The organism is Glutamicibacter sp. NPDC127525 (assembly GCF_042672105.1).
Lineage (GTDB): Bacteria > Actinomycetota > Actinomycetes > Actinomycetales > Micrococcaceae > Glutamicibacter.
The window spans coordinates 716,657-742,993 of the sequence record NZ_JBHXVN010000001.1 but is presented as its reverse complement, the minus strand read 5'-3'; the positions used below and the strand labels follow the sequence as shown (position 1 = coordinate 742,993).

The 26,337-nt window shown below is 59.4% G+C and carries 24 protein-coding genes; 17 read left to right on the top strand and 7 right to left on the bottom strand.

Features of this window, described 5'->3' with window-relative positions:
- Window positions 1-219 precede the first annotated feature (219 nt).
- The 10 genes from ftsZ to nrdR all read left to right on the top strand — a co-directional run bounded on the left by ftsZ (window position 220) and on the right by nrdR (window position 11,432).
- Window positions 220-1,419 (top strand): cell division protein FtsZ, encoded by a 1,200-nt coding sequence (ftsZ, locus tag ACFVHU_RS03435; RefSeq protein ID WP_105656797.1) that lies wholly within the window; start codon window positions 220-222, stop codon window positions 1,417-1,419.
- A 20-nt stretch (window positions 1,420-1,439) separates the two neighbouring features.
- Entirely contained in the window at window positions 1,440-2,162 is a 723-nt protein-coding gene (locus ACFVHU_RS03430; RefSeq protein WP_388022463.1) for a polyphenol oxidase family protein, read from the top strand.
- Between the two features lie 125 nt (window positions 2,163-2,287).
- The gene (locus ACFVHU_RS03425; RefSeq protein WP_388022460.1) at window positions 2,288-2,839 is read left to right on the top strand and encodes a cell division protein SepF; all 552 of its coding nucleotides are present in this window, start codon (window positions 2,288-2,290) and stop codon (window positions 2,837-2,839) included.
- Between the two features lie 23 nt (window positions 2,840-2,862).
- Window positions 2,863-3,159 (top strand): YggT family protein, encoded by a 297-nt coding sequence (locus tag ACFVHU_RS03420; protein ID WP_105656794.1) that lies wholly within the window; start codon window positions 2,863-2,865, stop codon window positions 3,157-3,159.
- Window positions 3,160-3,389: 230 nt separating this feature from the next.
- Entirely contained in the window at window positions 3,390-4,139 is a 750-nt protein-coding gene (locus ACFVHU_RS03415; RefSeq protein WP_388022458.1) for a DivIVA domain-containing protein, read from the top strand.
- A gap of 97 nt (window positions 4,140-4,236) precedes the next feature.
- Window positions 4,237-4,818, top strand: coding sequence for a signal peptidase II (lspA, locus tag ACFVHU_RS03410; protein WP_388022455.1), 582 nt, complete (start codon window positions 4,237-4,239; stop codon window positions 4,816-4,818).
- A complete protein-coding gene (locus ACFVHU_RS03405) occupies window positions 4,815-5,759 on the top strand; it encodes an RluA family pseudouridine synthase (protein WP_105656791.1) in 945 nt (314 codons plus the stop codon). The genes lspA and ACFVHU_RS03405 overlap by 4 nt, the downstream gene beginning before the upstream one ends.
- Window positions 5,760-5,865: 106 nt before the next feature.
- Window positions 5,866-9,429 carry a DNA polymerase III subunit alpha gene (gene dnaE, locus ACFVHU_RS03400; RefSeq protein WP_105656790.1) on the top strand — a complete coding sequence of 1,188 codons (3,564 nt, stop codon included), beginning with the start codon at window positions 5,866-5,868 and terminating at the stop codon, window positions 9,427-9,429.
- A 77-nt stretch (window positions 9,430-9,506) separates the two neighbouring features.
- Window positions 9,507-10,859 carry a histidinol dehydrogenase gene (gene hisD, locus ACFVHU_RS03395; protein WP_105656789.1) on the top strand — a complete coding sequence of 451 codons (1,353 nt, stop codon included), beginning with the start codon at window positions 9,507-9,509 and terminating at the stop codon, window positions 10,857-10,859.
- An 84-nt stretch (window positions 10,860-10,943) separates the two neighbouring features.
- Window positions 10,944-11,432 (top strand): transcriptional regulator NrdR, encoded by a 489-nt coding sequence (gene nrdR, locus ACFVHU_RS03390; RefSeq protein WP_105656788.1) that lies wholly within the window; start codon window positions 10,944-10,946, stop codon window positions 11,430-11,432.
- An 82-nt stretch (window positions 11,433-11,514) separates the two neighbouring features.
- Here nrdR and map read toward each other — a convergent pair whose 3' ends face one another.
- Window positions 11,515-12,390 (bottom strand): type I methionyl aminopeptidase, encoded by an 876-nt coding sequence (gene map, locus ACFVHU_RS03385; protein ID WP_105656787.1) that lies wholly within the window; start codon window positions 12,388-12,390, stop codon window positions 11,515-11,517.
- A gap of 133 nt (window positions 12,391-12,523) precedes the next feature.
- On the opposite strand from map, the gene ACFVHU_RS03380 reads away from it, so the two are divergent.
- Window positions 12,524-12,718: a hypothetical protein gene (locus ACFVHU_RS03380; RefSeq protein WP_105656786.1), complete on the top strand. Its 195-nt coding sequence runs from the start codon at window positions 12,524-12,526 to the stop codon at window positions 12,716-12,718.
- Between the two features lie 110 nt (window positions 12,719-12,828).
- Here ACFVHU_RS03380 and panB read toward each other — a convergent pair whose 3' ends face one another.
- On the bottom strand, window positions 12,829-13,665 hold the full coding sequence (gene panB, locus ACFVHU_RS03375; protein WP_133834276.1) for a 3-methyl-2-oxobutanoate hydroxymethyltransferase: 837 nt from the start codon (window positions 13,663-13,665) through the stop codon (window positions 12,829-12,831).
- A gap of 136 nt (window positions 13,666-13,801) precedes the next feature.
- On the opposite strand from panB, the gene glnA (ACFVHU_RS03370) reads away from it, so the two are divergent.
- From glnA (ACFVHU_RS03370) to ACFVHU_RS03355, 4 genes are all read left to right on the top strand, one after another.
- On the top strand, window positions 13,802-15,142 hold the full coding sequence (glnA, locus tag ACFVHU_RS03370; protein ID WP_105656784.1) for a type I glutamate--ammonia ligase: 1,341 nt from the start codon (window positions 13,802-13,804) through the stop codon (window positions 15,140-15,142).
- Between the two features lie 52 nt (window positions 15,143-15,194).
- Window positions 15,195-18,221 carry a bifunctional [glutamine synthetase] adenylyltransferase/[glutamine synthetase]-adenylyl-L-tyrosine phosphorylase gene (locus tag ACFVHU_RS03365; protein WP_388022449.1) on the top strand — a complete coding sequence of 1,009 codons (3,027 nt, stop codon included), beginning with the start codon at window positions 15,195-15,197 and terminating at the stop codon, window positions 18,219-18,221.
- An 8-nt stretch (window positions 18,222-18,229) separates the two neighbouring features.
- A complete protein-coding gene (locus tag ACFVHU_RS03360; RefSeq protein WP_388022446.1) occupies window positions 18,230-18,712 on the top strand; it encodes a DUF1990 family protein in 483 nt (160 codons plus the stop codon).
- 105 nt (window positions 18,713-18,817) lie between these two features.
- Window positions 18,818-19,288: a nucleoside deaminase gene (locus tag ACFVHU_RS03355; RefSeq protein WP_105656781.1), complete on the top strand. Its 471-nt coding sequence runs from the start codon at window positions 18,818-18,820 to the stop codon at window positions 19,286-19,288.
- 163 nt (window positions 19,289-19,451) lie between these two features.
- Here ACFVHU_RS03355 and glnA (ACFVHU_RS03350) read toward each other — a convergent pair whose 3' ends face one another.
- Complete coding sequence (gene glnA, locus ACFVHU_RS03350; protein ID WP_105656780.1) at window positions 19,452-20,876, bottom strand: type I glutamate--ammonia ligase; 1,425 nt, start codon at window positions 20,874-20,876, stop codon at window positions 19,452-19,454.
- Between the two features lie 274 nt (window positions 20,877-21,150).
- Here glnA (ACFVHU_RS03350) and ACFVHU_RS03345 point away from each other — a divergent pair, with 274 nt between their 5' ends.
- Window positions 21,151-21,588, top strand: a complete 438-nt coding sequence (locus ACFVHU_RS03345) for an RDD family protein (RefSeq protein WP_105656860.1) — start codon at window positions 21,151-21,153, stop codon at window positions 21,586-21,588.
- A 70-nt stretch (window positions 21,589-21,658) separates the two neighbouring features.
- On the opposite strand, the gene ACFVHU_RS03340 is transcribed toward ACFVHU_RS03345, so the two are convergent.
- From ACFVHU_RS03340 to lipB, 3 genes are all read right to left on the bottom strand, one after another.
- Window positions 21,659-22,408: a DUF4191 domain-containing protein gene (locus ACFVHU_RS03340; protein ID WP_105656779.1), complete on the bottom strand. Its 750-nt coding sequence runs from the start codon at window positions 22,406-22,408 to the stop codon at window positions 21,659-21,661.
- Between the two features lie 166 nt (window positions 22,409-22,574).
- Window positions 22,575-23,573 carry a lipoyl synthase gene (gene lipA, locus ACFVHU_RS03335; protein ID WP_105656778.1) on the bottom strand — a complete coding sequence of 333 codons (999 nt, stop codon included), beginning with the start codon at window positions 23,571-23,573 and terminating at the stop codon, window positions 22,575-22,577.
- Window positions 23,574-23,607: 34 nt separating this feature from the next.
- Window positions 23,608-24,282 carry a lipoyl(octanoyl) transferase LipB gene (gene lipB, locus ACFVHU_RS03330; protein ID WP_388022965.1) on the bottom strand — a complete coding sequence of 225 codons (675 nt, stop codon included), beginning with the start codon at window positions 24,280-24,282 and terminating at the stop codon, window positions 23,608-23,610.
- Between lipB and ACFVHU_RS03325 the strand changes: the two genes are divergently transcribed.
- Entirely contained in the window at window positions 24,274-25,872 is a 1,599-nt protein-coding gene (locus ACFVHU_RS03325) for a serine/threonine-protein kinase (protein WP_388022442.1), read from the top strand. The two genes, lipB and ACFVHU_RS03325, sit on opposite strands and share 9 nt — an antisense overlap.
- A gap of 79 nt (window positions 25,873-25,951) precedes the next feature.
- Here the strand turns inward: ACFVHU_RS03325 and ACFVHU_RS03320 are convergent, their stop codons facing one another.
- On the bottom strand, window positions 25,952-26,302 hold the full coding sequence (locus ACFVHU_RS03320) for a hypothetical protein (protein ID WP_105656775.1): 351 nt from the start codon (window positions 26,300-26,302) through the stop codon (window positions 25,952-25,954).
- Between the last annotated feature and the right edge of the window lie 35 nt (window positions 26,303-26,337).

The window sequence follows — 26,337 nt, the reverse complement described above, 5'->3', positions numbered from 1 at the left end:
GTCGCGGTGCTCTGGGCGCGGGAAGACCAATAAGCCAAGAAATTCTGGAAAGATAGTTTTGAATAAGCGACACGCCTAGGCGGTCGTTGCAGAAAGACCACACGACTCATAGCGTTTCTAATAACGACAGCTTGACAGAATCTTAACCTTAAGGCTAAAGGTGAAGGTCTTTAGCTGGAGTCGTGAAATATGTAGCACATCTAACAAGGGAAGCGGGACGTGGCAGCTCCACAGAATTACCTCGCGGTCATTAAAGTCGTCGGAATCGGCGGTGGCGGTGTAAACGCAGTCAATCGAATGATCGAAGTCGGTCTCAAGGGCGTAGAGTTCATCGCCATTAACACCGATGCCCAGGCTCTGCTTATGAGTGATGCCGACGTCAAACTCGACGTAGGACGCGAACTGACTCGTGGCCTGGGCGCTGGCGCCAACCCTGATGTGGGACGCCAGGCAGCGGAAGATCATGTAGAAGAAATCGAAGACGTCCTGCGCGGCGCGGACATGGTCTTCGTTACCGCTGGCGAAGGCGGCGGTACTGGTACCGGCGGCGCGCCGGTCGTGGCCCGCATTGCCCGCTCGCTTGGCGCGCTGACCATCGGCGTGGTCACCCGTCCATTCACCTTCGAGGGTCGCCGCCGCGCTAACTCCGCCGAGTCGGGCATCGAAGCCCTGCGCGACGAAGTGGATACCCTCATTGTGATCCCGAACGATCGACTGCTGTCGATCTCGGATCGCAACGTATCGGTGCTCGATGCATTCCGCCAGGCAGACCAGGTTCTGCTCTCCGGCGTGCAGGGCATTACCGACCTGATCACCACCTCGGGCCTGATCAACCTCGACTTCGCCGACGTGAAGTCCGTTATGCAGGGCGCAGGCTCGGCATTGATGGGCATCGGTTCGGCGCGGGGCGAAGACCGTGCAGTGAAGGCAGCGGAGCTGGCTATTGCCTCGCCACTGCTCGAAGCTTCTATCGATGGCGCCCACGGCGTCCTGCTCTCCATCCAGGGCGGCTCCGACCTCGGCTTGTTCGAAATCAACGAAGCTGCACGCCTCGTGCAGGAAGTTGCCCACCCGGAAGCCAACATCATCTTCGGTGCCGTCATTGACGACGCCTTGGGCGACGAAGCACGTGTCACCGTGATTGCAGCCGGCTTCGACGAGCCAGATGTCACCAGCAAGCCAATGGCACCGGTCGCAGCAAAGCCAGCTGTCTCCGCGCGCCCGGCTGAGCAAGTGCCAGCGAGCATTCCAGAAACACCAGCACCTGCTGCAACCGAAGCTGCGAAGCCAGCCCAGGTTGCTCATGAGAAGCCAGCTGCCGCAGAGCAGGCTAGCTCCTTCCAGGACCTTCCAGATGTTGTCGACTCGGACCTGAACGGTTCGAACGACGACCTGGATGTCCCGGACTTCCTGAAGTAAAAACAGCAAGAAGCTGAGCAGTGCTACATTTCGCGTCGAACCTCGATCCGAGCATCCAACTGGCATTCACATCGCAGGCTGAGGGAAACCTCGCCCTGCACGTGAATGACGATCCCCGCCTTGTGGCGGAGAATCGAGCCAAATTGGAGGACTTGATCGGGGTTCGACGCTTCTCGCTTAACTTCATGAACCAGGTGCACTCCGCCGATGTATATGAGGTCACGCCGGTGCGGCGCACCTCGTGGCTAGAGCCGGCAGCGCCAACCTGCGATGGATTGCTGGACCCAACTGGCACCCAGCCCCTGGCAGTGATGGTCGCCGACTGCCTTCCGGTGCTCTTTGTCGGAAGAAACACGCGCAATGGGCAAACCCTGAGTGCCGCAACCCACGCCGGCAGGCGCGGGCTGCTCGACGGGATCCTGGCAAAAACGGTCGAGGGCCTGAAGGCTCATGGTGCCGACACAGTGGAAGCCGTGATCGGCCCTTCGATCTGCGGCCGATGCTATGAAGTTCCAGAAAGCATGGCCCAGGAATCCGAAGAGTTGCGCACCGGGATTCGCACCACGACTCGCTGGGGGACCCATGGGCTGGACCTTCCGGCCTCAGCCGAACAAGAACTGCGCGGGCTCGGGGTGGACGTGCGGCAATCCGGTGTCTGCACCTTGGAAGACAAAAGCTACTATTCCTACCGGCGTTCAAGCCGTGCAGGACGACTTGCCGGACTCATCTGGACCGCCGCGTAGGCGTGCGCGACACACCGCCAAGAATTGATCGAATGAACGATGCCTGCATTATTTTGTGCGGTAGCGTCGAAGTAGCGGAAGCGTGCAATGGGGTTGCATGCATGGGATAAACGAGGAGAAACATCGTGGCTGACGGACTGCGTAAGGCAATGGTATATCTCGGCTTGGCGGACGCCGTCGAGCAGGAAGAGACCCAGACACAACACGCTGAGCCCAAAACCCAGGTTCGGGTAGTTGAGGACACAGTTCCAAAGCGACCTGCCGAAGCCCCACGCCCACAGCCTGTTGCAAGGCAGGCTGCGCCGCAAACTCAAGCTAGAGAACCAGAGACGGAATACCGTGCTCCGGTCACCCCTATTAAGCGTGCCCCTTCAGTACGGGATGAGGATTCCGAATTGCGTCAGATTACTACCGTCCACCCTCGTTCTTATAACGATGCCAAGATCATCGGTGAGAACTTCCGTGACGGCATCCCGGTGATTATGAATGTCACCGACATGGGTGAAACCGATGCCAAGCGCCTCGTCGACTTCTCGGCCGGTCTTGTTTTCGCCCTGCACGGCTCCATTGAGCGAGTCACGAACAAGGTCTTCTTGCTCTCACCAGCGACCGTTGAGGTCCTCGGTGAAGATCGCAAGCAGTCCGAAGCGCAAGCAACCTTCTTTAATCAGAGCTAAGACACCAGGAGCACAAGCACAAAATGGTGTTCGGGATCATCTATCTCGCCTTAGCCATCCTCCAGATTCTGCTCTTAATGAGAATTGTGTTGGATGTAACGGAAAGCTTTGCTCGCCACTGGCGACCCAAAGGCATCGCATTGATTGTCGCAAGTGCAATCGTGTCGATTACCGATCCTCCGCTGCGCTGGTTGCGCCGGAAGATCAAACCCCTGGATCTCGGCGGAATCCGTCTTGACCTGTCCTTTCTTGTGTTGTTCATCGTCGTAATCATTCTTAAAGCGGTGGTAGCCAACCTGGGCCTCAGGACAGGGATCTGATTAGGGCATTTCCGTGCTTCACGGGGATTGTCCTGAGCAGTCAAAAGCTGTAGATTCAAAGAATAAGAGACTCGCGCGTAAGCTCGATTTCGTAATAATTGTCCAAATCGTTATATCCTTTAGGAAATGGTGCTCCGACTTCACCGGTCGCGACACTGACAAAAACGGTAAGTGTTTCGCAAGGCAAGACAATGGTCGTGCGGAAATGATCCCAGTATTGAGGTGACCCAATGGCTCTGACGCCAGAAGACGTAGTCAATAAGCGGTTTCAGCCGACCAAGTTCCGTGAAGGCTACGACCAAGACGAGGTAGATGACTTCCTCGACGAAATCGTTGTGGAGCTGCGTCGCCTAACCGGTGAGAACGAGGCTCTGCGCAGCCGCCTTGCCGAACTTGGCGAAGATGCGGGTTCGGTATCGAAGGAGCAGGCTGTTCCTGCACCTGTTTCGGCCGCTCCAGTTGCTCCTGCTGCTCCAGCTGCTAAGCCAGCTGAAGAGAAGAAGGCAGAAGCTAAGCCTGCAGAGCCAGCGAAGGCAGAAACCCCAGCTGCCAAGCCAGCTGAGGAAAAGAAGGCAGAAGCTAAGCCAGCTGCCGCTGAGAAGGCACCTGCAGCTCCGGCCGCAGCAGCAGCGCCAGCTGCAACTCCTCGCTCCGAATCCGCAGAGTCGGCAGCCAACGTGCTGTCCATGGCTCAGCGTCTGCACGACGAGTACGTCGCTGCCGGTGTCGAGCAGCGCGACAAGATCATCTCCGAAGCGAAGACCGAAGCTAACACCTTGGTCACCACCGCTGAAGAGAAGAGCCGCAAGACCTTGTCGGCCTTGGAGCAGCAGAAGTCGGTTCTGGAGCGCAAGCTCGAGCAGTTGCGTGGCTTCGAACGCGATTACCGTGCTCGCCTGAAGACCTACATCGAAGGACAGCTGCGTGACCTTGAGTCCCAGGGTTCGATCGATGCTGGTGCGGCAGGCAAGACCAGCTAGTCGCTGACAGTTCATAACTTGATCTAGCTATCAAGTAAGATCAACGGTGGTGAACGGATACATTCCGATCACCACCGTTGACGTTTAAGAGGAAATAATGGGTACCACTGTGGACGCAGTTCAATCCGGAAACGCGGGCGCGAAGGCGAAGAAATACGTTGGCCTTGGCCTCGTGATCGCTCTGATCGCGCTGGTACTGGACCAAACCGTCAAAATTGCCGTTGAACAGAACATGCGGCTTGGCCAATCGATTGAAGTGATTCCCGGATTCTTCAACATCCACTACATCCTGAACCCTGGTGCCGCCTTCTCCATCGGCGAAGACTTCACCATAGTCTTCGCGATCCTGCAATCGGCAGTCGCGGTCTACGTCATTTACCTGTTTTTCCGCAAGGTGCTGTCCAGAAGCTGGGCCATAGCCCTGGGCTGCCTGCTCGGCGGTGTCCTGGGCAATGTCGTGGACCGGCTGTTCCGTGAACCGGGCTACGGATTCGGCCATGTGGTAGACATGTTTTCCGTCACCCACTTCGCTATCTTCAACGTCGCCGACTCCTTCATCGTCTGTTCCATGATCGCGGTGGCGTACATGCTCATCCGCGGGCGCAACCTCGATGGCAGCATTGGCGATCCTCCAAAGAAAGACAAGTCCAACAAGGACGAAGCAGAACCAAACGCATGATCTCGAACGAAACCACCATTCACGAACTGCTGGTTGACCCAGCCGATGCCGGTGCACGCCTTGACGCCTATATCTCCCGGTCCCTGCAGATCCCGCGCACCTTGGCTTCGAGCCTTTGCAAGGATTCGCAGATCCAGGTCAACGGACGAACCATTGCCAAATCTCTGAAGATCAAGGCGGGGGACCAGCTGGTAGTCACCATCCCGCCGCAGGCAGACCCATTAGAAATTAAGGTTGAGAAAGTGGAAGAGCTGAAGATTATCGCGGACGACGATGACTATGTGGTCATCGACAAGCCCGTGGGTGTCGCAGCCCATCCATCCCCGGGGTGGGTGGGCCCGACAGTTGTCGGCGCACTCATGGCCGAGGGCTACAACATCACCACTTCCGGTGCCGCCGAACGCCAAGGCATAGTGCACCGCTTGGACGTGGGCACCAGCGGCCTGATGGTCGTGGCGAAAACCGAACGCGCCTACACCGAACTGAAGCGCGCCTTCAAGGAACGCACCCCCAAGAAGATCTACCATGCGGTGGTGCAGGGCCTGCCTGACCCGCTGGAAGGCACCATCGACGCGCCGATCGGGCGCCACCCGGGCCACGACTGGAAGTTCGCTGTCCTGGATGGCGGGCGGGACTCGGTCACCCACTACAAGGTGATCGAGGCCTTCGGCCGCGCCTCGCTGGTCGAGGTGCAACTGGAAACCGGGCGCACCCACCAGATCCGCGTCCACTTCTCAGCCTTCGGGCACCCTTGTGCCGGAGACCAGACCTACGGAGCGGATCCCAAGCTGGGTGCCGCTCTGGGCCTGACCCGGCAGTGGCTGCATGCAAAACGTCTTGGATTCTCCCATCCGGTCTCCGGCCAGTGGATGGAATACGAAAGCGAATATCCTGCGGATCTGGCAGGCGCCGTCGAGCTGCTGCGCGAAGGCGGATACTGAGTTCCAAGGTGCTGTTGGCCACTGGCCGGCAGCACCTTGTGTCGTGCTAGCCACAGCACCGCGCCGGGGTGGGCCCAAGTCCGGGTTTGATCGCTAGACTGGTTGGGTGAGTGCTACACGTGACGGATTTGTCCATCTTCATACCCACACCGAATACTCCATGCTGGACGGTGCGGCGCGCCTAGGCGAACTCTTCGCCGAAGCTAACCGGCAGGGCATGGAAGCCATGGCGATTACCGACCATGGCTACCTGTTCGGTGCCTTCGATTTCTGGCGCCAAGCCACCGGAGCTGGCGTTAAGCCGATCATCGGCGTAGAAGCCTATGTCACCCCGGGCACCGCGCGCGACGACAAGACCCGCGTGAAATGGCGTACCGACGAATCGCAAAAGGGCGATGACGTTTCCGGTGGCGGCCTGTACAACCACATGACCCTGCTCTCGTACAACAACAAGGGCATGGACAACCTTTTCAAGGGTTCGTCCCGCGCCTCGCTGGACTCCGTGTTCGGCAAATACCCGCGCTGGGACCGCGAGCTGCTCAACGAGCACCACGAAGGCCTCATTGCCACGACCGGCTGCCCTTCGGGTGAAGTCCAGACCAAGCTTCGCCTGGGCCAGTACGATGCGGCGAAGGCGGCCGCGGCTGAACTGCAGGATTTATTCGGCAAGGAAAACTACTTCTGCGAGATCATGGACCACGGTCTGGAGATCGAACGCCGCATCACCAAGGACCTGCTGCGCCTGGCCAAGGAACTGGGCATTCCGCTGGTGGCTACCAACGACCTGCACTACACCCATGAATCCGATGCCAAGGCCCACGAGGCGCTGCTGGCCATCAACTCCGGCTCCACGCTCGACGAGCCCACCTATGACCAGGGCGGCAGCCGCTTCGCTTTTTCCGGCACCGGCTACTACCTGAAATCGGCGCGCGAAATGCGCGATTTGTTCAAGGAATTTCCTGAAGCCTGCGACAACACCCTGGCGATCGCCGACCGGGTCGAGGTCTCCTTCGACACGAACGCCAACTACATGCCGAAATTCCCTTGCCCGCCGGGGGAGGACGAAACCAGCTGGCTGATCAAGGAAGTCGACAAGGGACTGCACTACCGCTACCCGAACGGCATCCCAGAGGCTTCGCGCAAGCAGGCAGACTACGAGCTGGACGTCATCATCAAGATGGGCTTCCCGGGATACTTCCTGGTCGTGGCCGACTTCATCAACTGGTCCAAGGACCACGGCATCCGTGTTGGCCCGGGGCGTGGTTCGGGTGCAGGCTCCATGGTCGCCTACGCCATGCGGATCACGGACCTCGATCCGCTGGTGCACGGCCTGATCTTCGAGCGTTTCCTGAACCCGGAACGTGTTTCCATGCCCGACTTCGATGTCGACTTCGATGATCGCCGCCGTTCCGAGGTCATCAAGTACGTGACCGAGAAGTACGGTGATGAGCGCGTATCGATGATCGTGACCTACGGTTCAATCAAGACCAAGCAGGCGCTGAAGGACTCATCGCGCGTGCTCGGCTACCCGTTCAGCATGGGCGAGACCCTGACCAAGGCGCTGCCGCCGGCGGTGATGGCCAAGGACATCCCGCTGAACGACATCGAGAACCCGCAATCCAAGCGCTATTCGGAGGCGGGGGACTTCCGCAACCTGGTGGCCAATGACCCGGAGGCGGCCCGCGTCTTCGAGACGGCCAAGGGCCTGGAAGGCCTGAAGCGCCAGTGGGGCGTGCACGCCGCCGGCGTGATCATGAGCTCGGACCCGATCATCGACGTCATCCCCATCATGCGGCGCATCCAGGATGGACAGGTCATTACCCAGTTCGACTACCCGACCTGTGAAGGCCTGGGGCTGATCAAGATGGACTTCCTGGGGTTGCGCAACCTCACCATCATTTCCGATGCCCTGGAGAACATCGAGTACAACACCGGCACCAAAATCGACCTCGAGACCCTGAGTATCGAGGACCCCGAGGCCTACAACCTGCTGGCCCGCGGCGACACCCTGGGCGTGTTCCAGCTCGATGGCGGTCCCATGCGCTCGCTGCTGAAGATGATGCGCCCCGATAACTTCGAAGACATCTCCGCAGTGATCGCGCTGTACCGTCCGGGCCCGATGGGCGCCAACTCCCACACCAACTACGCCCTGCGCAAGACCGGGTTGCAGGAAGTCACCCCAATCCACCCGGAGCTCGCTGAACCGCTGGCAGAGATCCTCGGCGGCACCTACGGCCTGATCGTGTATCAGGAGCAGGTTATGGCTATTGCGCAGAAGCTGGCCGGCTACTCGCTGGGCCAGGCCGATATCTTGCGCCGTGCCATGGGCAAGAAGAAGAAGTCGGAACTGGATAAGCAGTTCGCCGGCTTCAAGCAGGGCATGAACGACAACGGCTACTCGGACGCCGCCGTGCAGACCCTGTGGGACATCTTGCTGCCATTCTCCGACTACGCGTTCAACAAGGCCCACTCGGCCGCGTACGGCGTGGTCTCCTACTGGACCGCCTACCTCAAGGCGCACTACCCGGCCGAATACATGGCCGCGCTGCTGACCTCGGTGGGCGATGACAAGGACAAGCTGGCACTGTACCTGAACGAATGCCGCCACATCGGCATCACCGTGCTGCCGCCGGATGTCAACGAATCGGCGTTGAACTTCACCCCAGTGGGCAAGGATATCCGCTTCGGCATGGGCGCCATCCGCAACGTCGGCACCAATGCGGTGGCCGGCATGGTCGAGGCCCGCACGGAGAAGGGCAACTACAACGACTTCAACGATTTCCTGGGCAAGGTCCCGGCCGTGGTCTGCAACAAGCGAACCATTGAATCGCTGATCAAGGCCGGTGCCTTCGACTCCATGAAGCATCCACGCCGGGCGCTGGTGGCCATCCACGAAGAAGCCGTGGATTCGGTGATCCAGGTCAAGCGCAACGAGGCGGCCAACCAGTTCGACCTGTTCAGCGCCCTGGGCGCGGATGAGTCCTCGGAGTCGATGCACGTGGCGATCCCCGACATGCCCGATTGGGACAAGAAGGAAAAACTGGCCTACGAGCGCGACATGCTCGGCCTGTACGTTTCCGACCACCCGCTGCAGGGACTGGGCTCGGCCCTGGACCAGTACGCTGACATGCCGGTCACGCACGTGCTCTCGGATGACGGCCCGCAGGATGGCCACATCATTTCCATCGCCGGCATGATTTCCGGTCTGCAGCGGCGCATCGCCAAGAAGAGCGGCAACCCGTATGCGCGCTGCGAGATCGAAGACCTCTCCGGTTCGATGGAGGTCATGTTCTTCGGCCAGGCCTACCAGCCGATCGCCGAGATCCTGGCCGATGACCTGATCGTGGTCATCAAGGGGCGCGTGCAGCGCCGCGATGACGGCTCCATCACCCTGAACGCGCAGGAAATGATGATCCCGGAAATTTCCGAGGATGCCAACGGGGGACCGGTAGTCATCGGCATTCCGACACACAAGGCCACCGAGACCCTGGTGCAGAAGCTGGGTGATGTGCTGCGCACGCACAGTGGCAACACCGAGGTGCGGGTGAAGCTCACCGGCAGCCGCGGCACCTCGCTGCTGCGCCTGGGCATGAACTTCAGGGTAAACCCCAATCCTGCCTTGTTCGGCGATTTGAAGGTGCTGCTGGGCCCGCACTGCCTGGACGTATAGGTAATCGGATCACGGCTTGGATGACCGGGGAAGGTAACTAATGAACCTTCCCCGGTCATCGGCGTTAAACTAGGTAGGTGAGCACTATTCCAGAAACCGAATTCTCAGCACTCGCCACCCTTGATTGGCGCAACGAATCCCTGGGCTACGCACAGCTGAAAGCCAAGCTGCCGCGCCCGGAGATGAACTCCCAGACCGCTGCCGAAACCGTGCAGCAGATCATCGATGATGTCCGCGCCCATGGCATGGAAACACTCAAGGACCTGGCCCAGCGCTTTGACCACGTTGAGCTGGAGCATACCCGTGTGCCGCAGCATGAGCTGGACCGCGCCCTGGAAGAACTGGACCCGCAGGTTCGCCTGGCGCTGGAAGAATCCATTGACCGCGCCCGCGTATTCGCCAAGGCCCAGCGCCCGGACGACGCCGAAGTCCGCTACGCTACCGGGGCAACTGTCACCCAGCGCTGGGTCCCGGTGCGCCGCGTCGGCCTGTACGTGCCAGGTGGCCTGGCCGTCTACCCGTCCTCGGTCATCATGAACGCCGTACCTGCCCAGGCAGCCGGCGTCAGCTCGCTAGCCCTGGCCAGCCCGCCGCAGAAGGAATTCGCCGGACTGCCGCACCCCACCATCTTGGCTGCCGCCAAGCTGCTGGGCATCGACGAGGTGCACGCCATGGGCGGTGCCCAGGCTGTTGCCGCGTTCGCCTACGGGGTGGACATGCCGAACGATGAGCGTGGCGGGATCGAACCGGTTGACGTGATCTCCGGTCCAGGCAACGTGTTCGTGGCAACCGCCAAGCGCTTGGTCAAGGGCGTGGTAGGCATTGACGCTGAAGCTGGTCCTACGGAAATCGCGATTCTTGCCGACAAGGGAGCTAACCCGGGCTTCGTCGCTGCCGATATGATTTCGCAGGCAGAACACGATGCCAACGCCGCGGCCGTGCTGATTACCGATTCACCTGAACTAGCTGCTGGCGTGCGCAAGGAACTCATGGTGCAGGTTGCCGCCACCAAGCACTCCGCCCGTGTGACAGAGGCACTGTCAGGATCCCAATCGGCCGTCATCTTGGTCAAGGACCTGGAGCAGGGGATCGAGGTGTGCAACGCCTACGCCGCCGAGCACCTGGAAATCATGGTGGCCGAGGCGGAATCCACCGCGGCCCGCATCACCGCTGCTGGCGCCGTGTTTGTCGGCGCCTATGCCCCGGTTTCGCTGGGCGACTACTGCGCAGGATCCAACCACGTGCTGCCGACCAGTGGCACCGCGCTGCACGCCTCGGGGCTGAACGTGAATACCTTCTTGAAAGCCATCCAGGTGATCAACTACGACAAGGCCGCGCTGGGCGAAGTGGCCGCTCACGTGATTAATCTTGCCAATGCCGAGGACCTGCCAGCCCATGGAGACGCGGTCGCGGTGCGAAACGCGCAATAGACGCTAAACTGTTAGGTGACATGAGTTGATTCTTGCCACCATGGGTGAACCGAGAATGCTTCTTAGGCTACAGATGGAGGTGCCGTGAACTGCCCGTATTGCCGCAATGCGGATTCCCGAGTGGTCGATAGTCGAGTTGCCGACGACGGCGTCTCGATCCGCCGCCGACGCCAGTGCACGGCTTGTTCGCGCCGTTTCACCACCACCGAAACTGCCAGCCTCAACGTGCTCAAGCAGTCCGGTGCCGTAGAACCGTTCTCGCGCAACAAGGTCATTAACGGTGTTCGCAAGGCCTGCCAGGGCCGCCCGGTCACCGATCACGACCTTGCCGTCCTGGCCCAGGAAGTCGAAGAGGCAGTCCGGACCTCCGGGGCTGCTGAAATCCCGGCCCACCAGGTGGGCTTGGCCATCTTGGAGCCATTGTCGCGCCTCGACGAGGTCGCTTACTTGCGCTTTGCCAGTGTGTACCACAACTTCCAGTCGCTGACTGATTTCGAGACCGCCATTGCCCGGCTGCGCGATCGCCGTGGCAAGGTGCCGCAGGGAAACCAGCGTCCGCTCTCGGCCGACTAGCAGTTTTCGCATAGAGCAAACGCCAGTGCCCCAGACCTTTCGAGGTCGCGGGCACTGGCGTTTGGCGTAGGCGTCGCAGCGGCTATGGCAGGGTGAGAATTTCCGCGCCATCGTCGGTGACCAGCAGGGTGTGCTCGAACTGCGCGGTGCGCTTCTTGTCCTTGGTGGTCACGGTCCAGTCGTCTTCCCACATGTCCCATTCGACGGTGCCCAAGGTGAGCATCGGCTCGATGGTGAAAACCATGCCCGGCTCGATGGGAGTGTTGTAGGCCGGCGCCGCATCGTAATGCGGGATGATCAAGCCGGAATGGAAGGCCTCGCCGACGCCGTGGCCGGTGAAGTCGCGGACCACGCCGTAGCCGAACCGCTTGGCGTAGGTTTCAATGCTTCGGCCGATCACATTGATCTCACGCCCTGGCATCACGGCCTTGATGGCGCGCTTCAGCGAGTTTTCGGTGCGCTCGACCAGCAGGCGCGATTCTTCATCCACGTCACCGACCAGGAAGGTGGCGTTGTTATCTCCGTGAACGCCACCGATGAAGGCGGTGATATCGATATTGATGATGTCGCCATCTTGCAACACGGTGGTGTCCGGGATGCCGTGGCAGATGACCTCGTTCAACGAGGAGCACAGCGACTTGGGGAATCCGCGGTAGCCCAAGGTTGACGGGTAGGCGTTGTGATCCATGAGGAATTCGTGGCCAAGCCGATCGAGCTGGTCGGTGGTGGCTCCCGGCTGGCAAGCCTTGCCAACTTCCTGCAGTGCCTGAGCGGCAATCCTTGAAGCTATGCGAATGCGTTCGATGACTTCTGGGCTTTTGATTTCCGAAGCCGTGTTGCTGGCAGGTTCCTTCTTGCCAACGTATTCGGGGCGTTCAATGTGTTTCGGTACCGGAAGTTCCGGGGAGACCGTGCCGGCGGTGAGATTTCCAAGGGGTGCAGTTGAAGCAATAGCCATGCTTTTATTCTAGCTTCACGTATCTGCCGCTTCGCTAGGAGATAGCCGATAGAACAGGTGGTGTTGCACCTATTTTCCGCCGGTTGGGATACCGTGGAAGAAGCAGCAAGAATCGAGAATAGAGGAGTTTTCCATGAGCTCAGTTGGCACCCCGGGCGAGGGGCAGTACTGGTACAACGTCTCGACCAAGACCGTGGAGAATGGCCCGCAGTCTGATTGGTCGCAGTTGCTTGGCCCATATGACACGGTTGCTGAAGCCGAAGCGGCAATGGCGAAGGTCCAGGCACGCAATGAGGCGTGGGACGACGCAGAGGAAGACGACGAGTAGAAGTCAAGGGCACCGAGCCAGGCCGGTGCGGCGAATGGCAAAGCGGTGCGCTGCCACGATGGATGACATCGAGGCAGCGCACCGCTTTGCGATATGGCGTGAGCCGGCTTCTATTCCTTGAACTCGTACTCTGCCGAGGGGAAGGTGCCGGAAACCACGTCCTGGTGGTACTCGCGCACCGCGTTGCCGACAACCTCACGCAGATCAGCGTACTTCTTCACGAAGCGCGGGGTGCGGCCCCCGCCAAGACCCAGCATGTCCTGCCAAACCAGGACCTGTCCGGTGGTGGAATTGCCAGCGCCGATGCCGATGGTCGGCACCTTCAGCGCGGCATCGATTTTGGCAGCGACCGGGCTTGGCACCATTTCCATCAGGATGCAGAAGGCGCCTGCATCCTGCAATTGCACAGCGTCGTGCTTCATCTGCTCTACTGCGTCGCCACGGCCCTGCACACGGTACCCGCCCAATGCATGCTCGGACTGCGGAGTGAATCCGATGTGCCCGATAACGGGAACTCCGGCAAGGACCATGGCGCGGACATGCTCGGCGTATTGCGCGGTGCCCTCCATCTTGACCGCGTGGGCATGGCCCTCCTTCATCAGGCGCACCGCAGTGGCAACGGCCTGGGCAGGGGACTGCTCGTAGCTGCCAAACGGGAGGTCGGCAACGACCATGGCGCGTTTGGCCCCGTTGGCGACAGCTTTGGTGAACATGATCATTTCGTCGAGGGTAATCGGCAGCGTGGACTCGTAGCCGAGTACGGTATTGGCAGCGGAGTCGCCAACCAGCAGCATCTCGATCCCGGCCGAATCGAAAATCTCTGCCATCATTACGTCATAAGCAGTTAACATCGCGAATTTTTCGCCATTGTCCTTGGCCTGCTGCAAATGATGAAGTCGGATACGGGACGGGCCTTTTTCAGGGTTCCCTAGGTATGGTTGTGGCATGAATCGACTTTATCGCACTTGGACAGGGCGATGCTGATCGTTGGGACGGTTCTGAACCGATATAGTGTTGCCACAGGTCAATTTTCTTACCGGTTGTGATCAGCGCCGGATATCAGAATCCCAAAGGTGGTGGAAAATGGATCGTCAGCAGGAATTTGTACTGCGCACCATTGAAGAACGCGACGTTCGATTTGTGCGAATGTGGTTTACTGACGTCGTTGGTTCGCTCAAGTCGGTGGCGTTGGCTCCTGCTGAAGTTGAAGATGCTTTCGAAGAAGGTCTGGGATTCGATGGTTCCTCCATTGATGGACTGTCCCGGATCTCCGAGTCTGACATGTTGCTTCAGCCAGATCCTGCCACCTTCCAGATCCTGCCGTGGCGCGGCGAAGTCGAACCGACCTCCCGCATGTTCTGCGACATCCTGACCCCTGAGGGCCAGCCGTCCAATGCAGATCCGCGCCAGGTGCTCAAGCGCCAGCTGGCCGAAGCATCGAATATGGGTTTCACTTGCTACACCCACCCGGAGATCGAATTCTATTTGCTGGAGAACGATCAACTGGATGCCAATGGCCGTCCCCAGCCGATCGACAACGGTGGCTACTTCGACCACGTGCCAGATGGCGTGGGGCAGGACTTCCGCCGTGCTTCCGTGACCACGCTGGAAGCGCTGGGCATTTCGGTGGAGTTCTCCCACCACGAAACAGGTCCAGGCCAGAACGAAATCGATCTGCGCTACGCAGATGCCTTGCAGACCGCCGATAACATCATGACCTTCCGTACCGTCATCAAGGAGATGGCGATGCAGAAAGGCATCCACGCAACCTTCATGCCCAAGCCATTTGCCGACCATCCGGGCAGCGGCATGCATACCCACTTCTCCTTGTTCGAAGGTGACGCTAACGCGTTCTTCGAAGCTGGCCGCGAATACCAGCTCTCCGATGTGGCCCGGTCCTTCATCGCCGGCATCTTGCACCATGCGCCGGAAATGACCGCCATCACCAACCAGTACGTGAACTCGTACAAGCGGTTGTGGGGTGGAGGCGAGGCGCCGAGCCACCGTTCGTGGGGGCACAACAACCGCTCGGCACTGGTCCGCGTGCCGCTGTACAAGCCAGGCAAGGGACAGTCCGCCCGCGTGGAATACCGCGGTATCGACTCGGCAGCCAATCCGTACCTGGCCTACGCAGTATTGCTGGGCGCTGGGCTGAAGGGCATCCGCGAAGGCTACGAGCTGGAAGAGCCAACCGAGGATGATGTCTGGAGCCTGTCCACGGCAGAACGCCGCGCCTCGGGCCACGTTCCGCTGCCTGGCAGCCTGCACGACGCATTGCGCGCCATGGAAGAGTCGGAACTGATGGCCGAGATCCTCGGCGAGCAGGTATTCAACTCGTTCCTGTCGAACAAGCGCACCGAATGGGAAGAGTACCGCCAGGTCATTACCCCCTACGAACTGAACAAGTATTTGGGAATCCTCTAGAGACTTCGCCGCGTGAAGCTGCGCGGCGAAATGCGGGAGAACACGAGACACCATGCCGGAAGTACCCTCGCGAGCATTGCTCAACGCTGGCTTCAGCGACATCGAAAGGGCCAAGAAATTCCTTCAGGCCGAGGAACTGTCCCGGATTGATCCCAGCCTGATCGTGAGCAAGATGGCGCATGCGCCAGATCCGGACCAGGCACTGCTGCTGGCCCTGCGGTTGGTAGATCGGCACCCGGAAGTCATCGATATCTTCCTGGAGCCCGATAGCTGCCAAGGGCTCATCAGGCTTCTGGGCAGCTCTTCTGCGCTCGGGGAGTTCCTCATGCGTTGTCCCGAGGCGCTGGAGATCGTCCGCCACGCCCCACCCGGTGAATTCGTCCCCGTGCCCGCGGAACAGCTGGTCGAGGACTTGCTGGCATCGATCGAGGCCAAGCAATCAGACGGCGGGCACTGGGTCTCTTCCCATACCGGTGCTGAAGCGCGACAGCGCTTGCGCACCGCCTACCGCAAGGCCTTGCTCTCGCTGGCCCACCGGGACTTGGGTTCCACCCAGCCGCAGCGCATTCTGCCCCTGGTCGCCGCCGAACTGGCCGACATGGCTGGTGCCGCGTTGGAGGGGGCATTGGCCATTGCCCGGGCCGAAGCCGCCGAACAATATGATGCTGGCGACGTTGATCGGGTTAAGATCACCATCATTGGCATGGGCAAGTGCGGTGCACGTGAACTGAACTATATTTCGGACGTCGATGTCATTTACGTCCACGATTCCACGCCGGGAATCGATGACGACCTGGCCGCCGCGATCGCGACGGTGATCTGCGGGAACACGGCACGTGCACTGATGGTCCCTGGCCCTGAGCCGATGCTCTGGGAAGTGGATGCGAATCTTCGCCCCGAGGGCAAGGACGGGGCCTTGACCCGTACGCTCTCATCCCATGAAGCGTATTACCGCCGGTGGGCCCATTCATGGGAATTCCAAGCCCTGCTCAAGGCCCGCGCGATTGCCGGCGACAAGGAACTGGGACGCTCTTATGAGCGGATGGTTTCGCCAATGGTTTGGTCCAGTTCCGAGCGTGAGGGCTTCGTTGAATCCGTCCAGGCCATGCGCCGACGCGTCAGCGACAACATCGACAAGCAAGATGTTGCGTGGCAAATCAAGCTGGGCCCCGGTGGACTGCGCGATGTCGAATTCACCGTCCAGCTGCTCCAACTCGTCCATGGTCGAGTCGACCCCGCCATCCAGGTGCCAACCACCACCCTGGCCATCCAAGCGATGAGCGATATCGGCTACATCGGCCGTGATGATGCGACGAATTTCGATGACTCATACCGTTTCCTGCGCTTGCTGGAGCACCGGATACAGCTCAGCCAATTGCGCCGTACCCACTTGATGCCCCGGGCAGAAAGCGCCCAGCGCGTGCTTGCACGATCGATCCGTGGTGCCGGCGACCGGCAGCTCAGCAGCCCGGAGAAGCTGATGCGCCGCTGGAATGAAACCAAGCGCATGGTGCGTTCGCTGCACGAGCGTATTTTCTACCGTCCGCTCCTGGTCAGTAGTTCCAACCTCTCGGCCGATGATGTCAAGCTCACCGCCGAATCGGCGCAAGCCCGCCTGCGCGCCCTGGGCTATCTCGACCCGAAGGCGGCGATGCGGCACATTGAAGCCCTGACCGGTGGGGTCTCGCGCAGTGCGTCATTGCAACGGCAATTGCTGCCGGTACTCCTGGACTGGTTTGCCCGCGGGGTGGACCCGGATGCTGGATTGCTGGGCTTCCGCCGGCTCAGCGAAGCGCTGGGCAAGTCCCATTGGTTCCTCGGCATGCTGCGCGATACCAACGCTGCCGCCGAACGGCTGAGCCACTTGCTCTCCAATACGCGCTTCCTGACCGACCTGCTGGCCAATGAGCCGGCGGCGGCCGCTTGGCTGGGCTCCGACGCGTCCTTGACGCCGCAGACATTCGAGAACCTGCTGCAGCAGAACACCTCGATCATCCATCGCACGAAGCAGCCAGAAGCTGCCATCCGCATGATCCGCATGGTGCGCCGCCGCGAGTTCTTGCGTGTCGCGCTTGCCGACGGCGCCGGCCTGCTGACCGTTGACGAAGTTGGCGTAGCACTCTCTAACATCGACGCCGCCATGGTTGACGGGGTGCTGAAGGTCCTCTTGGCTGCTGACCAGGCCAAGCACGGGGAACATGCTGTCGTTTCGGTCATTGCCATGGGCCGCCAAGGCGGTCGGGAAATCGGCTACGGCTCTGATGCGGACGTCCTGTTCGTGCAGCGCCCGGTTCCTGGCGCCACGGCCCAAGCTGCTCAAGAACAAGCGCTTCGGGTAGTTACCGACCTGGTGTCGTGGACCGCCAAACCGTTGAAACCAGCCATTCCAGCTGAAGTGAAATTGAAAGTGGACTCGGATCTGCGCCCCGAGGGCCGCCAGGGAATGCTGGTCCGTTCTCTCGACGCCTACGCCACCTATTACCAGCGATGGGTGGAAATCTGGGAACGCCAGGCGTTGCAGCGTGCACGCCCGTTTGCCGGCGATGACCAGTTGGCTGAAGATTTCATGGAATTGATTAGGCCGGTGCGCTACGGCAAGGGACTGGACGAGTCGGAGATCCGGGATATCCGCAAGATCAAGGCCCGCGTTGAGTCCGAACGGCTCCCACGAGGTGCCGACCCCAACCGCCACCTGAAACTGGGACGAGGCTCGCTCTCGGACATTGAATGGCTGGTGCAGTTCTACCAGTTGCAATACGCCTGGAAGCACGAATCCCTGCGCACCACCTCGACGCTCCGGGCGTTGGAAGAGCTGGCGAAATTGGAGCTCATTGCGCAAGACGATAGCGAACTGCTGGCGATTGCTTGGCGGCTGGCTACGCAGATTCGCAGTGCTGAAATCATCACGTCCGGACGTTCCAGCGATGTCTTGCCGAGTTCGGCGCGCGATATGGAAGCCGTGGCTCGGTGGTGCGGCTATGAGCCGCACTTTGGCGTGGAACTCGAAGAGGACTACTTGCGTGCAACCCGGCACGCGCGTGGCATCTTTGAACTGCTGTTCTACGGCTTTGAGAACTAGGAACCGCGGTGGCCGTTGAAACGCTGCTGGAACGTACCTGGAGCCCGCTGGCTGCTTCATCCAGGCCGTGGCAACGCCGCGTGCTGCTAGGTAGGGGAGTAGCCCTGTGGAACGTTGCGTGCGCTGCCTTGCTCCGTTGGGAAGTCAAGACACGCAGCGGGTTCAGGCTTCAGCCGCAGTTGCCGGTCGCCGTGGGCCAGCAACCCTTGATCACCATCGGTGTCGGACCGTTGCGCATCCATGAACCTGTGGAGGTCGTTGACGTCGTTGCGGAAAGTGATTGGGTAGGGTTTTCCTACCGGACGCTGCCGGGGCATCCGGTTCAGGGTGTGGAAGCTTTCATTCTTGAACGCACGGACGAGCAAGTTTTCCTGCTGATCAGGTCGGTCACGGCACCTTCTGATGTGCCTGCTTGGCGTCGAGTCTTCAAGGCGCTGCTCCTGGCGCAGTGGGTGACACGTCAGCGTTACCTTCGTGCGCTGAAACCTTAGTCCGCAACCGGCAATTTCCTGCACTTCCCGCCGGAACAGGACGCGGGGGACTAGGGTGGGGATTGTAATCTCTACGCGAATAATGAGTGCAGGGGAGCTTCGAAAATGCTGGACCCAAAGATGCTGCAGGCTGCCATTGATCAGTCCTTGCTGGCCCTGGAATCCAATGACAGCGGACCATTTGGCGCAGTGGTAGTCCTTGACGGAAAAGTCGTTTCCGCTGGCTACAACTCGGTGGTGGGTAGCCAGGATCCAACGGCGCACGCCGAAATCAATGCCATCCGCGCAGCGGGACAAGCACTGGGAACCTTCGATCTGTCGCAATGCGAGCTCTACACCAGCTGCGAGCCATGTCCCATGTGCCTGGGTGCCATCTATTGGTCCCGCTTCGAGCATGTCTACTACGCGAATACGCGCGACGAAGCCGCGAAGATCGGCTTCGATGATGATTTCATTTACAAGGAGCTTGAGCTTCCCATGAGCGAGCGGAAAATTCCGTTTACCAAGGTTGAAGATTCCGGTGCGCTCAGGGCATTTGAGCTTTGGGAAGCAAAGAGCGACAAGCAGGAATACTAGTACTTGTTATCGGGGCGGCACTTGCCCTGAGCGCGATGGCCGCCCATGTGCGGGCCCGCACTGATGCTTAAACAGAGGAGTCCGCACAAGTGCCAGAACATAAGTTCTTGCGCTTTGTGCAGACTCCTCTGCAAACTACACGGGGCGATGCCCCGTCAGCTGATTAGCAACCGTAGTAGAGCTCGAACTCGTATGGGTTCGGGCGCAGGCTCAATGGCTTGATTTCGTTTTCACGCTTGTACTCGACCCAAGTCTGGATCAGGTCCTCGGTGAAGACGCCGCCTTCGAGCAGGAACTCGTGATCAGCTTCCAGGGCCTTGAGCGCCTCTTCGAGGCTTTCAGGTGCGCGCTGGATTTCCTTGGCCTCTTCGGCAGGAAGCTCGTAGAGGTCCTTGTCGATTGGCTCTGCAGGTTCAATGCGGTTCTTGATGCCGTCCAGGCCAGCCATCAGCTGGGCTGCGAACGCCAGGTATGGGTTCGAGGAAGCATCCGGAGCGCGGAACTCGATGCGCTTCGCCTTAGGGTTCGAACCGGTGATCGGGATACGGATACCGGCAGAGCGGTTGCCCTGCGAGTAAACCATGTTCACTGGAGCTTCGTAGCCCTTGACCAGGCGGCGGTAGGAGTTCACGGTTGGGTTGGTGAACGCGAGCACGGCGTCTGCGTGCTTCAGCAGGCCGCCGATGTACCAGCGTGCGGTATCGGACAGGCCAGCGTAGCCCTTTTCGTCGTAGAACAGCGGTTCGCCGTTGGCCCACAGCGACTGGTGCACGTGCATGCCCGAGCCGTTGTCGCCGAAGACTGGCTTTGGCATGAAGGTTGCGGACTTGCCCCACGCGTCAGCGACGTTCTTCACGATGTACTTGAAGAGCATCAGTTCATCAGCGGAGTGAACCATGGTGTTGAACTTGTAGTTGATTTCTGCCTGGCCGGCAGCGCCCACCTCGTGGTGGCTGCGTTCAACCTCAAGGCCAGCCTTGTCCAGTTCGACGCAGATCGCGTCGCGCAGGTCAGCCTGCTTGTCAGTCGGTGCAACTGGGAAGTAGCCGCCCTTGTACGGGGTCTTGTAACCCTGGTTGCCGCCTTCTTCCTTGCGGCCGGTGTTCCAAGGTGCCTCGTCGGAATCGATCGAGTAGAACGCGCCCTGTGGCTTGGATTCGTAGCGAACGTCTTCGAAGATGAAGAATTCTGCTTCTGGGGCGAAGAACGCGGTGTCAGCGATACCGGTCGATTCCAGGTATGCCTCGGCACGTTCCGCAACGCCACGTGGGTCGCGGTGGTACGGCTCACCGGTGCGTGGGTTGATGATCGAGAAGTTGAAGGCCAGGGTCTTTTCCAGGCGGAAGGGATCGATGAAGCCGGTGGTGACGTCCGGGATCAGCTGCATGTCGGAATCAGAGATGCCGGCGAAGCCGCGGATGGAAGAACCATCGAAGAGCTGGCCGTTGACGAAGAAGTCGGCATCCACGGACTTGGCAGGCACGTTGAAGTGCTGCTGTACACCTGGTAGGTCGGTGAAACGGATATCGACGAACTTGATGTCCTCTTCGGCAATATATGCCAAGACTTCTTCTGGACTGGTAAACATGTGCAGGTGACTCCCTGGTGAGATATAAGGTTTGGTAAACGGAACCGGTAGCCGGAATGATCCGGCTGGTCCTCTTGCTTACGTATCAAGCTTACCTATAATCCATTTCTGAATGGTGTCTCTATTGTTTCCAACCTGTTACAAGCGGTGAATCCGGGCGTGTCGTATCGCGCTGATCTGCGCTGATTGCCTGCTGTAACAATCTGACTTGGATACTTGCTACCTGGTTATCGCGTTCTAACTGGCGCACAGAATCGCTGGATAGACTGTATTGGTGGAAAGAAAAGACTTCAGCTCGTGGCTTGAAGGGCCGCCGCAGCATAATACGCAACAATGGCCCGGGCAGGATATGGGGCGCCCCGAGAAGGGCCCCGGCTCCATTGCCAGATTCCCGCGACGGGTCGGTGCACTGCTCTTGGACTGGGGGCTCTCGATGCTGCTGAGCTGGTGGCTGTTTGACAGCCACGATCTGGCAACATTGAGCCTGTTCTGCGCCGGGCAGATCATCGGTGTCGGGTTCACCGGGCACACGATCGGGCACCGTACCTTTGGAATGCAGGTGCAGTCGCTGGATGGAACCGCAATCAAGCCGTTCCAAGGCCTGATTCGTTCCTTGCTGCTTTGCCTGGCTATTCCGGCCTTCGTCACCGACAAGGACCAGCGTGGACTGCATGATCGTTTGCCCAAGACCATCCTGGTGAATATCTCCTAGCAATAGATCCGGACAGCAAGAAAGAAGCCGCAACTAGAAATTCCAGTTGCGGCTTCTTTAGTAGTTGTCTTTAGCGTCCGCGCGTAGCGCGGCGGTTTGGACGGACGCGGTTCGGGTCTACGCCCTTGGGGATAGGCAGACGATTCGCGGTCAACGTGCTCAAGCGCTTGTCGATTGCGCTGACTTCCAGCTTCGTAATCGACTTTGGAAGCTTCTTCATTGCCTTGCCGACTTCAGCCAACGGAGTCTGGCCTTCTTCGGAACCAGCGTTGATGATGTGCACGGGAACGTTCGGCAGAACGCGGGCGATGCGCTTGCGCTCGGAAGAGGCAAGCTCACGAACCCGGCTCTTTGGTCCCTCAGTGACCAGGACGATGCCCGGGCGACCGATACCGAGGAACACCAGATCCTGGTGGCGGTTGTAGGCAACTGGTTCCTGCTTCAGGATCCAGCCGCGACGCAGCACACTCATGGCGGCGCCGGCAGCGCCGGGGCGGCCCTCAAGCTGCGAGAACGCAGCTTTCTCTGCGCGGCGGGACATCACGAACATTGCAGCAAGGAGCGCCAGCGGGATTGCGATGATCAACATCGTGATCCAGTTTTTGATCAAGAAGCCGATGACCAAGCAGACAGCAATGACGGCCAAGGCTGCCAATGCCATCCACCACACGACCATCGGGTCATTGCGGCGAGTCATCTGGAAGACCTGGCCAATTTGCTTCAGGCGGCCCGGTTCTTTGTTCTTCTTCTCAGCTTTTGGTTTACGCGAAAACAAGCCACGCTTAGGCGCGGCTGCGTCGTTGTCGGAGTTTTTGGCCATAGTGCCTTAATTCTACGCGATGAAGTTGATAGTTCTAAGCCGAGCCGGATCGAACACGGCATTTTCAGCTGAATTGCCCATGGACGGGCAGTGGGAAAGCCCCGGAACCCTCGATGGATTCCATCAGGAGTTCCGGGGCCTTAGCCGTGGGGTCCACTGGACCGAGCTACTTGATCAGCGAAGCTGCTTCCTGGCGCGTGTTGCCCGAGGACTCGATATGTGCCAATGCCTCTGGGATTTCGCGGCCCTTCTTGCGCATGGCGCCGGCCCACAGGCGGCCAGCGCGGTAGGAAGAACGGACCAGTGGCCCCGCCATGACTCCGGCAAAGCCGAGTTCTTCGGCTTCTTGCTGAAGCTCCAGGAACTCCTGCGGGGTGACCCAGCGGTCGACTGGCAGATGCAGGTCGGTTGGGCGCAGGTACTGGGTCAAAGTCAGCAGATCGCAGCCTGCCTCATGGAGATCACGCATGGCCTCGGAAATTTCTTCTCGAGTTTCGCCCATACCCAGAATCAGGTTGGACTTGGTGATCAAGCCACGCTTGCGGCCATGGGTGATCACATCCATGGAACGCTCGTAACGGAAAGCCGGGCGGATGCGCTTGAACAGGCGAGGCACAGTCTCTACGTTGTGGGCGTAGACTTCTGGCTCCGAATCGCAGATGGTATCCAGGTTCTCCGGCTTGCCGCTGAAATCGGGGATCAGCAGCTCTACGCCGGTGCTTGGATTCATCTTGTGGATCTGCCGCACAGTCTCGGCATACAGCCAGGTGCCCTCGTCTTCGAGGTCATCACGGGCGACGCCGGTTACGGTGGCGTAGCGCAGATCCATCTTCTTCACGCTCATGGCGACCTTGAATGGCTCTGAGCGGTCAATTGCCAAGGGCTTGCCGGTGGCGATCTGGCAGAAGTCGCAACGGCGGGTGCACTCTGAACCGCCGATCAGGAAGGAAGCCTCGCGGTCTTCCCAGCACTCGAAGATGTTCGGGCAGCCTGCTTCTTCGCAGACCGTATGCAAGCCTTCGCTCTGTACGAGATTTTTCAGGCCAACGTATTCAGGGCCAATGCTCAACTTGGCCTTGATCCATTCTGGCTTACGCTCCACAGGTACGGCAGCGTTGCGCTTTTCTACGCGCAGCATACGGCGGCCTTCTGGTTCGACGCTCATTAAACAGCTCTTTCTTTGGTGAGGGCGTGACTGTCTAGATGACTTGAGGGGTGAGCAGACGCTCTATTTCGGTTTGTACGCGGTCAACGACGTCTTCGGGGGTGACGGTACGGCCGAGTTCTTCGGAAATGGTGGTGACACCTGCATCGGAGATGCCGCAGGGGATGATCTGTTCGTAGGCGGAAAGCGCGTTCGAGCAGTTCAATGCGAAACCGTGCATGGTGACACCGTGGTTGATGCGGATTCCAATGGCTGCGATTTTGCGGTCCTGAGCGCCATTTTTGCCCGGTACCCAGACCCCGGAGCGGCCCTTGATCTGGGCCGTCGGAATGCCTAGCTCGCTGACCACGTTAATCAGGGCTTCTTCCAAGGTCTCCACGTAAAGTCGGATTGCGCTGATCTTGCGTAGCTTGACGATGGGGTAGCCAATGAGCTGTCCCGGGCCATGCCAGGTCAACTTTCCACCGCGGTCCACATCCACCACGGGGGTCCCGTCCATCGGGAGATCTTCAGGTTCAGTTCGCTTGCCTGCGGTGTAAACCGCTTCGTGCTCCAGGAACAGGACTTTTGGGGTTTGCGTGTCCGCGGCTACCGCATCATGCAGTTGGATTTGGTAATCCCAAGCTTCCATGTAGGGCACAAATTTTGAGCCTAGTCCGACTCGTTCGAATTCGATCGCCATGACGGCTAGCCTACGCTCTTGAACGATCGGTCGCTAATTCAGAGCCGTCGAACCCATCTGTGGATATCCAGCTTGCAATTTACGATTCTGGGTTACAACGGAGTCATGGATGATTCTACGAATGTTCTAGCGTGGCCGACAAGCCCCGGGCATGTCACGGTAAGGCCGCTAAGTTCCAAGTCACCGTGTAAAGTTTGGCTGATCCGGAGGGAAAGCGACCAGTTGTACCTCACGCTAAAACTTAGCCTGACTATGGAAAACATCACTTCGCTTCGCCAAGAGCAGGTAACGCAGTCAAGGAAATATGTCGTTGATTTCTACGGAACCCTGTCGACACAATTGGGCGAGGGGCTGGTTATGGAATATTGCCCCGGTGGCAGCGTGGCTGATCTTGTGGCAAGTCGAAGCGCCTTTGGCCTGGGGGAGTGCGTGACCGCGCTGGCACCCATCGCCCAGACGCTTTCGGTGATGCATGCGCAGGGCCAACGCCATGGAGACTTATCGCCGGCCAATATCTTGCTCACTGCCAAGGGAATGCCGAAGATCATTGACTTCCAGGAATCAGCTTCAGCACGGCAGGCGCTTACCGGCTCCGGTACGCCAGGATTCATGGCCCCTGAAATGCAGGCCGGGGTACGGGAAAGCCAAGTTGGAGAGCAGGACGTGTTTTCGCTGGGCGCCTGCTTGTGGTTTCTCCTATCCGGACGGATTCCCGAAGAGGAACTGATGCGTCCACCGGCAAGCGTGATGTTCCCCGGAATCCCTTCGATCATTCATGAACTGTTGATCGATTCGCTGAATCCAGATCCGCAAGCACGACCGACCGCAGATCAGTTTGCTCGAACGTTGTTCGCAAGCTGTCCGGCAGAGCCCATCAGCTGGGAAGGGCATGTAGCTCCAGAAGCTACTCATCTGATGGAGACCATCCATCCATCCGCGGAACAGAATGCTGCGCACAAGCGCTTCAAGCGCCAGGCCGATACCGCAAGCAGGCAGCGAAGCCCCAGCCGCGATGACTCCTGGCATAGCCATCGATTGCGCCGGACCCCCGGGGCCGTGAAATTGGCCGGTGCCGCAGCACTGAGCTCGTTGGTTATTATCGGGAGCCTCGTGGGCGTCAATCATTTCCGTGCGGCTGTGGCCACCGAAACGACTGCGGCTACGGCAGTACCGTCAGCAGAGCAAAGCTGCAGAATTGAAGACGGGGCGCACGTTCCAGCTTGTGCCTTGAATCGGGACACCGTGATCTCTGCATTCCTCGCGCTTTCAAGAGAGCGCGATGAAGCGATGGGGCAGCTGGCGGGGGAGAAGCTCAAGGGGCTCTACACTTCAGGAGCGGAGCAGCTGCAACGAGATCTCGAAACAATCGATCAGCTTCGGAAATTGGGTTTGGAATTTGCGGGATTGCGCACGAGACTCACGGACGTCACGGTATCGGCGCGTGGGCAGGGGGACTCTGTCATTCTTGCTGCCACTTCTACCCAAGAGGAATACCGCTACGTGGATGCCCGCGGAGCCACGGTTCACGCCGTCCAGGCCGCGCAGCCGCAACGCATCGAAGTGGAACTAGTGCTGGAAGACGAGCGCTGGAAAATTGGCAAGGTATTGCGCCGTTAAAAGCGAAACGGCGGGAGGTGCAACCATCAGCTTGCTCCAAGCTGATGGTTGCGGCTCCCGCCGTCAATGCTAATGCTGATTAGTTCCAGAGTACCGCGATGGCGATGTTGATCAAGGCCATGCCACCCACGGCGTGAGCGATCCCCGTAGGAACTTCCTCGCCGTTCTTCATCTTCTTCCGGCCAAGGAACGCTGCCACCAAGATAATGATTGCAATCAGCGACTTGATTCCAATCTTCATGTGGTTTGGCGAACCGTCGCCAGCCTCGAGAATACCGACCATGGCCAGACCCGTAACGACCTGAACGATAGCGCCATACCACTGCCATACGGAGACGGTTGGAGTCTTGAAATTAGCAAGCCAGCCGCCGAAGATAGCTGCTGCACCCAAGATATGCACGAAAATCAGGATTGAAAGAAGAATAGTCATGATACTAGCCTAATCTATTTTCGACTGATCGTAGA

Bases quoted from the DNA above. Each gene is read 5' to 3' on its own strand.
- ACFVHU_RS03415 (WP_388022458.1), top strand. From the start codon at position 3,390: ATGGCTCTGACGCCAGAAGACGTAGTCAATAAGCGGTTTCAGCCGACC.
- panB (WP_133834276.1), bottom strand. From the start codon at position 13,665: ATGCCACAACCATACCTAGGGAACCCTGAAAAAGGCCCGTCCCGTATC.
- lipA (WP_105656778.1), bottom strand. From the start codon at position 23,573: ATGAGCGTCGAACCAGAAGGCCGCCGTATGCTGCGCGTAGAAAAGCGC.
- glnA (WP_105656784.1), top strand. From the start codon at position 13,802: ATGGATCGTCAGCAGGAATTTGTACTGCGCACCATTGAAGAACGCGAC.
- map (WP_105656787.1), bottom strand. From the start codon at position 12,390: ATGGCTATTGCTTCAACTGCACCCCTTGGAAATCTCACCGCCGGCACG.
- glnA (WP_105656780.1), bottom strand. From the start codon at position 20,876: ATGTTTACCAGTCCAGAAGAAGTCTTGGCATATATTGCCGAAGAGGAC.
- ACFVHU_RS03365 (WP_388022449.1), top strand. From the start codon at position 15,195: ATGCCGGAAGTACCCTCGCGAGCATTGCTCAACGCTGGCTTCAGCGAC.
- ACFVHU_RS03320 (WP_105656775.1), bottom strand. From the start codon at position 26,302: ATGACTATTCTTCTTTCAATCCTGATTTTCGTGCATATCTTGGGTGCA.
- ACFVHU_RS03355 (WP_105656781.1), top strand. From the start codon at position 18,818: ATGCTGGACCCAAAGATGCTGCAGGCTGCCATTGATCAGTCCTTGCTG.
- ACFVHU_RS03405 (WP_105656791.1), top strand. From the start codon at position 4,815: ATGATCTCGAACGAAACCACCATTCACGAACTGCTGGTTGACCCAGCC.
- ACFVHU_RS03420 (WP_105656794.1), top strand. From the start codon at position 2,863: ATGGTGTTCGGGATCATCTATCTCGCCTTAGCCATCCTCCAGATTCTG.
- ACFVHU_RS03340 (WP_105656779.1), bottom strand. From the start codon at position 22,408: ATGGCCAAAAACTCCGACAACGACGCAGCCGCGCCTAAGCGTGGCTTG.
- ACFVHU_RS03380 (WP_105656786.1), top strand. From the start codon at position 12,524: ATGAGCTCAGTTGGCACCCCGGGCGAGGGGCAGTACTGGTACAACGTC.
- lspA (WP_388022455.1), top strand. From the start codon at position 4,237: ATGGGTACCACTGTGGACGCAGTTCAATCCGGAAACGCGGGCGCGAAG.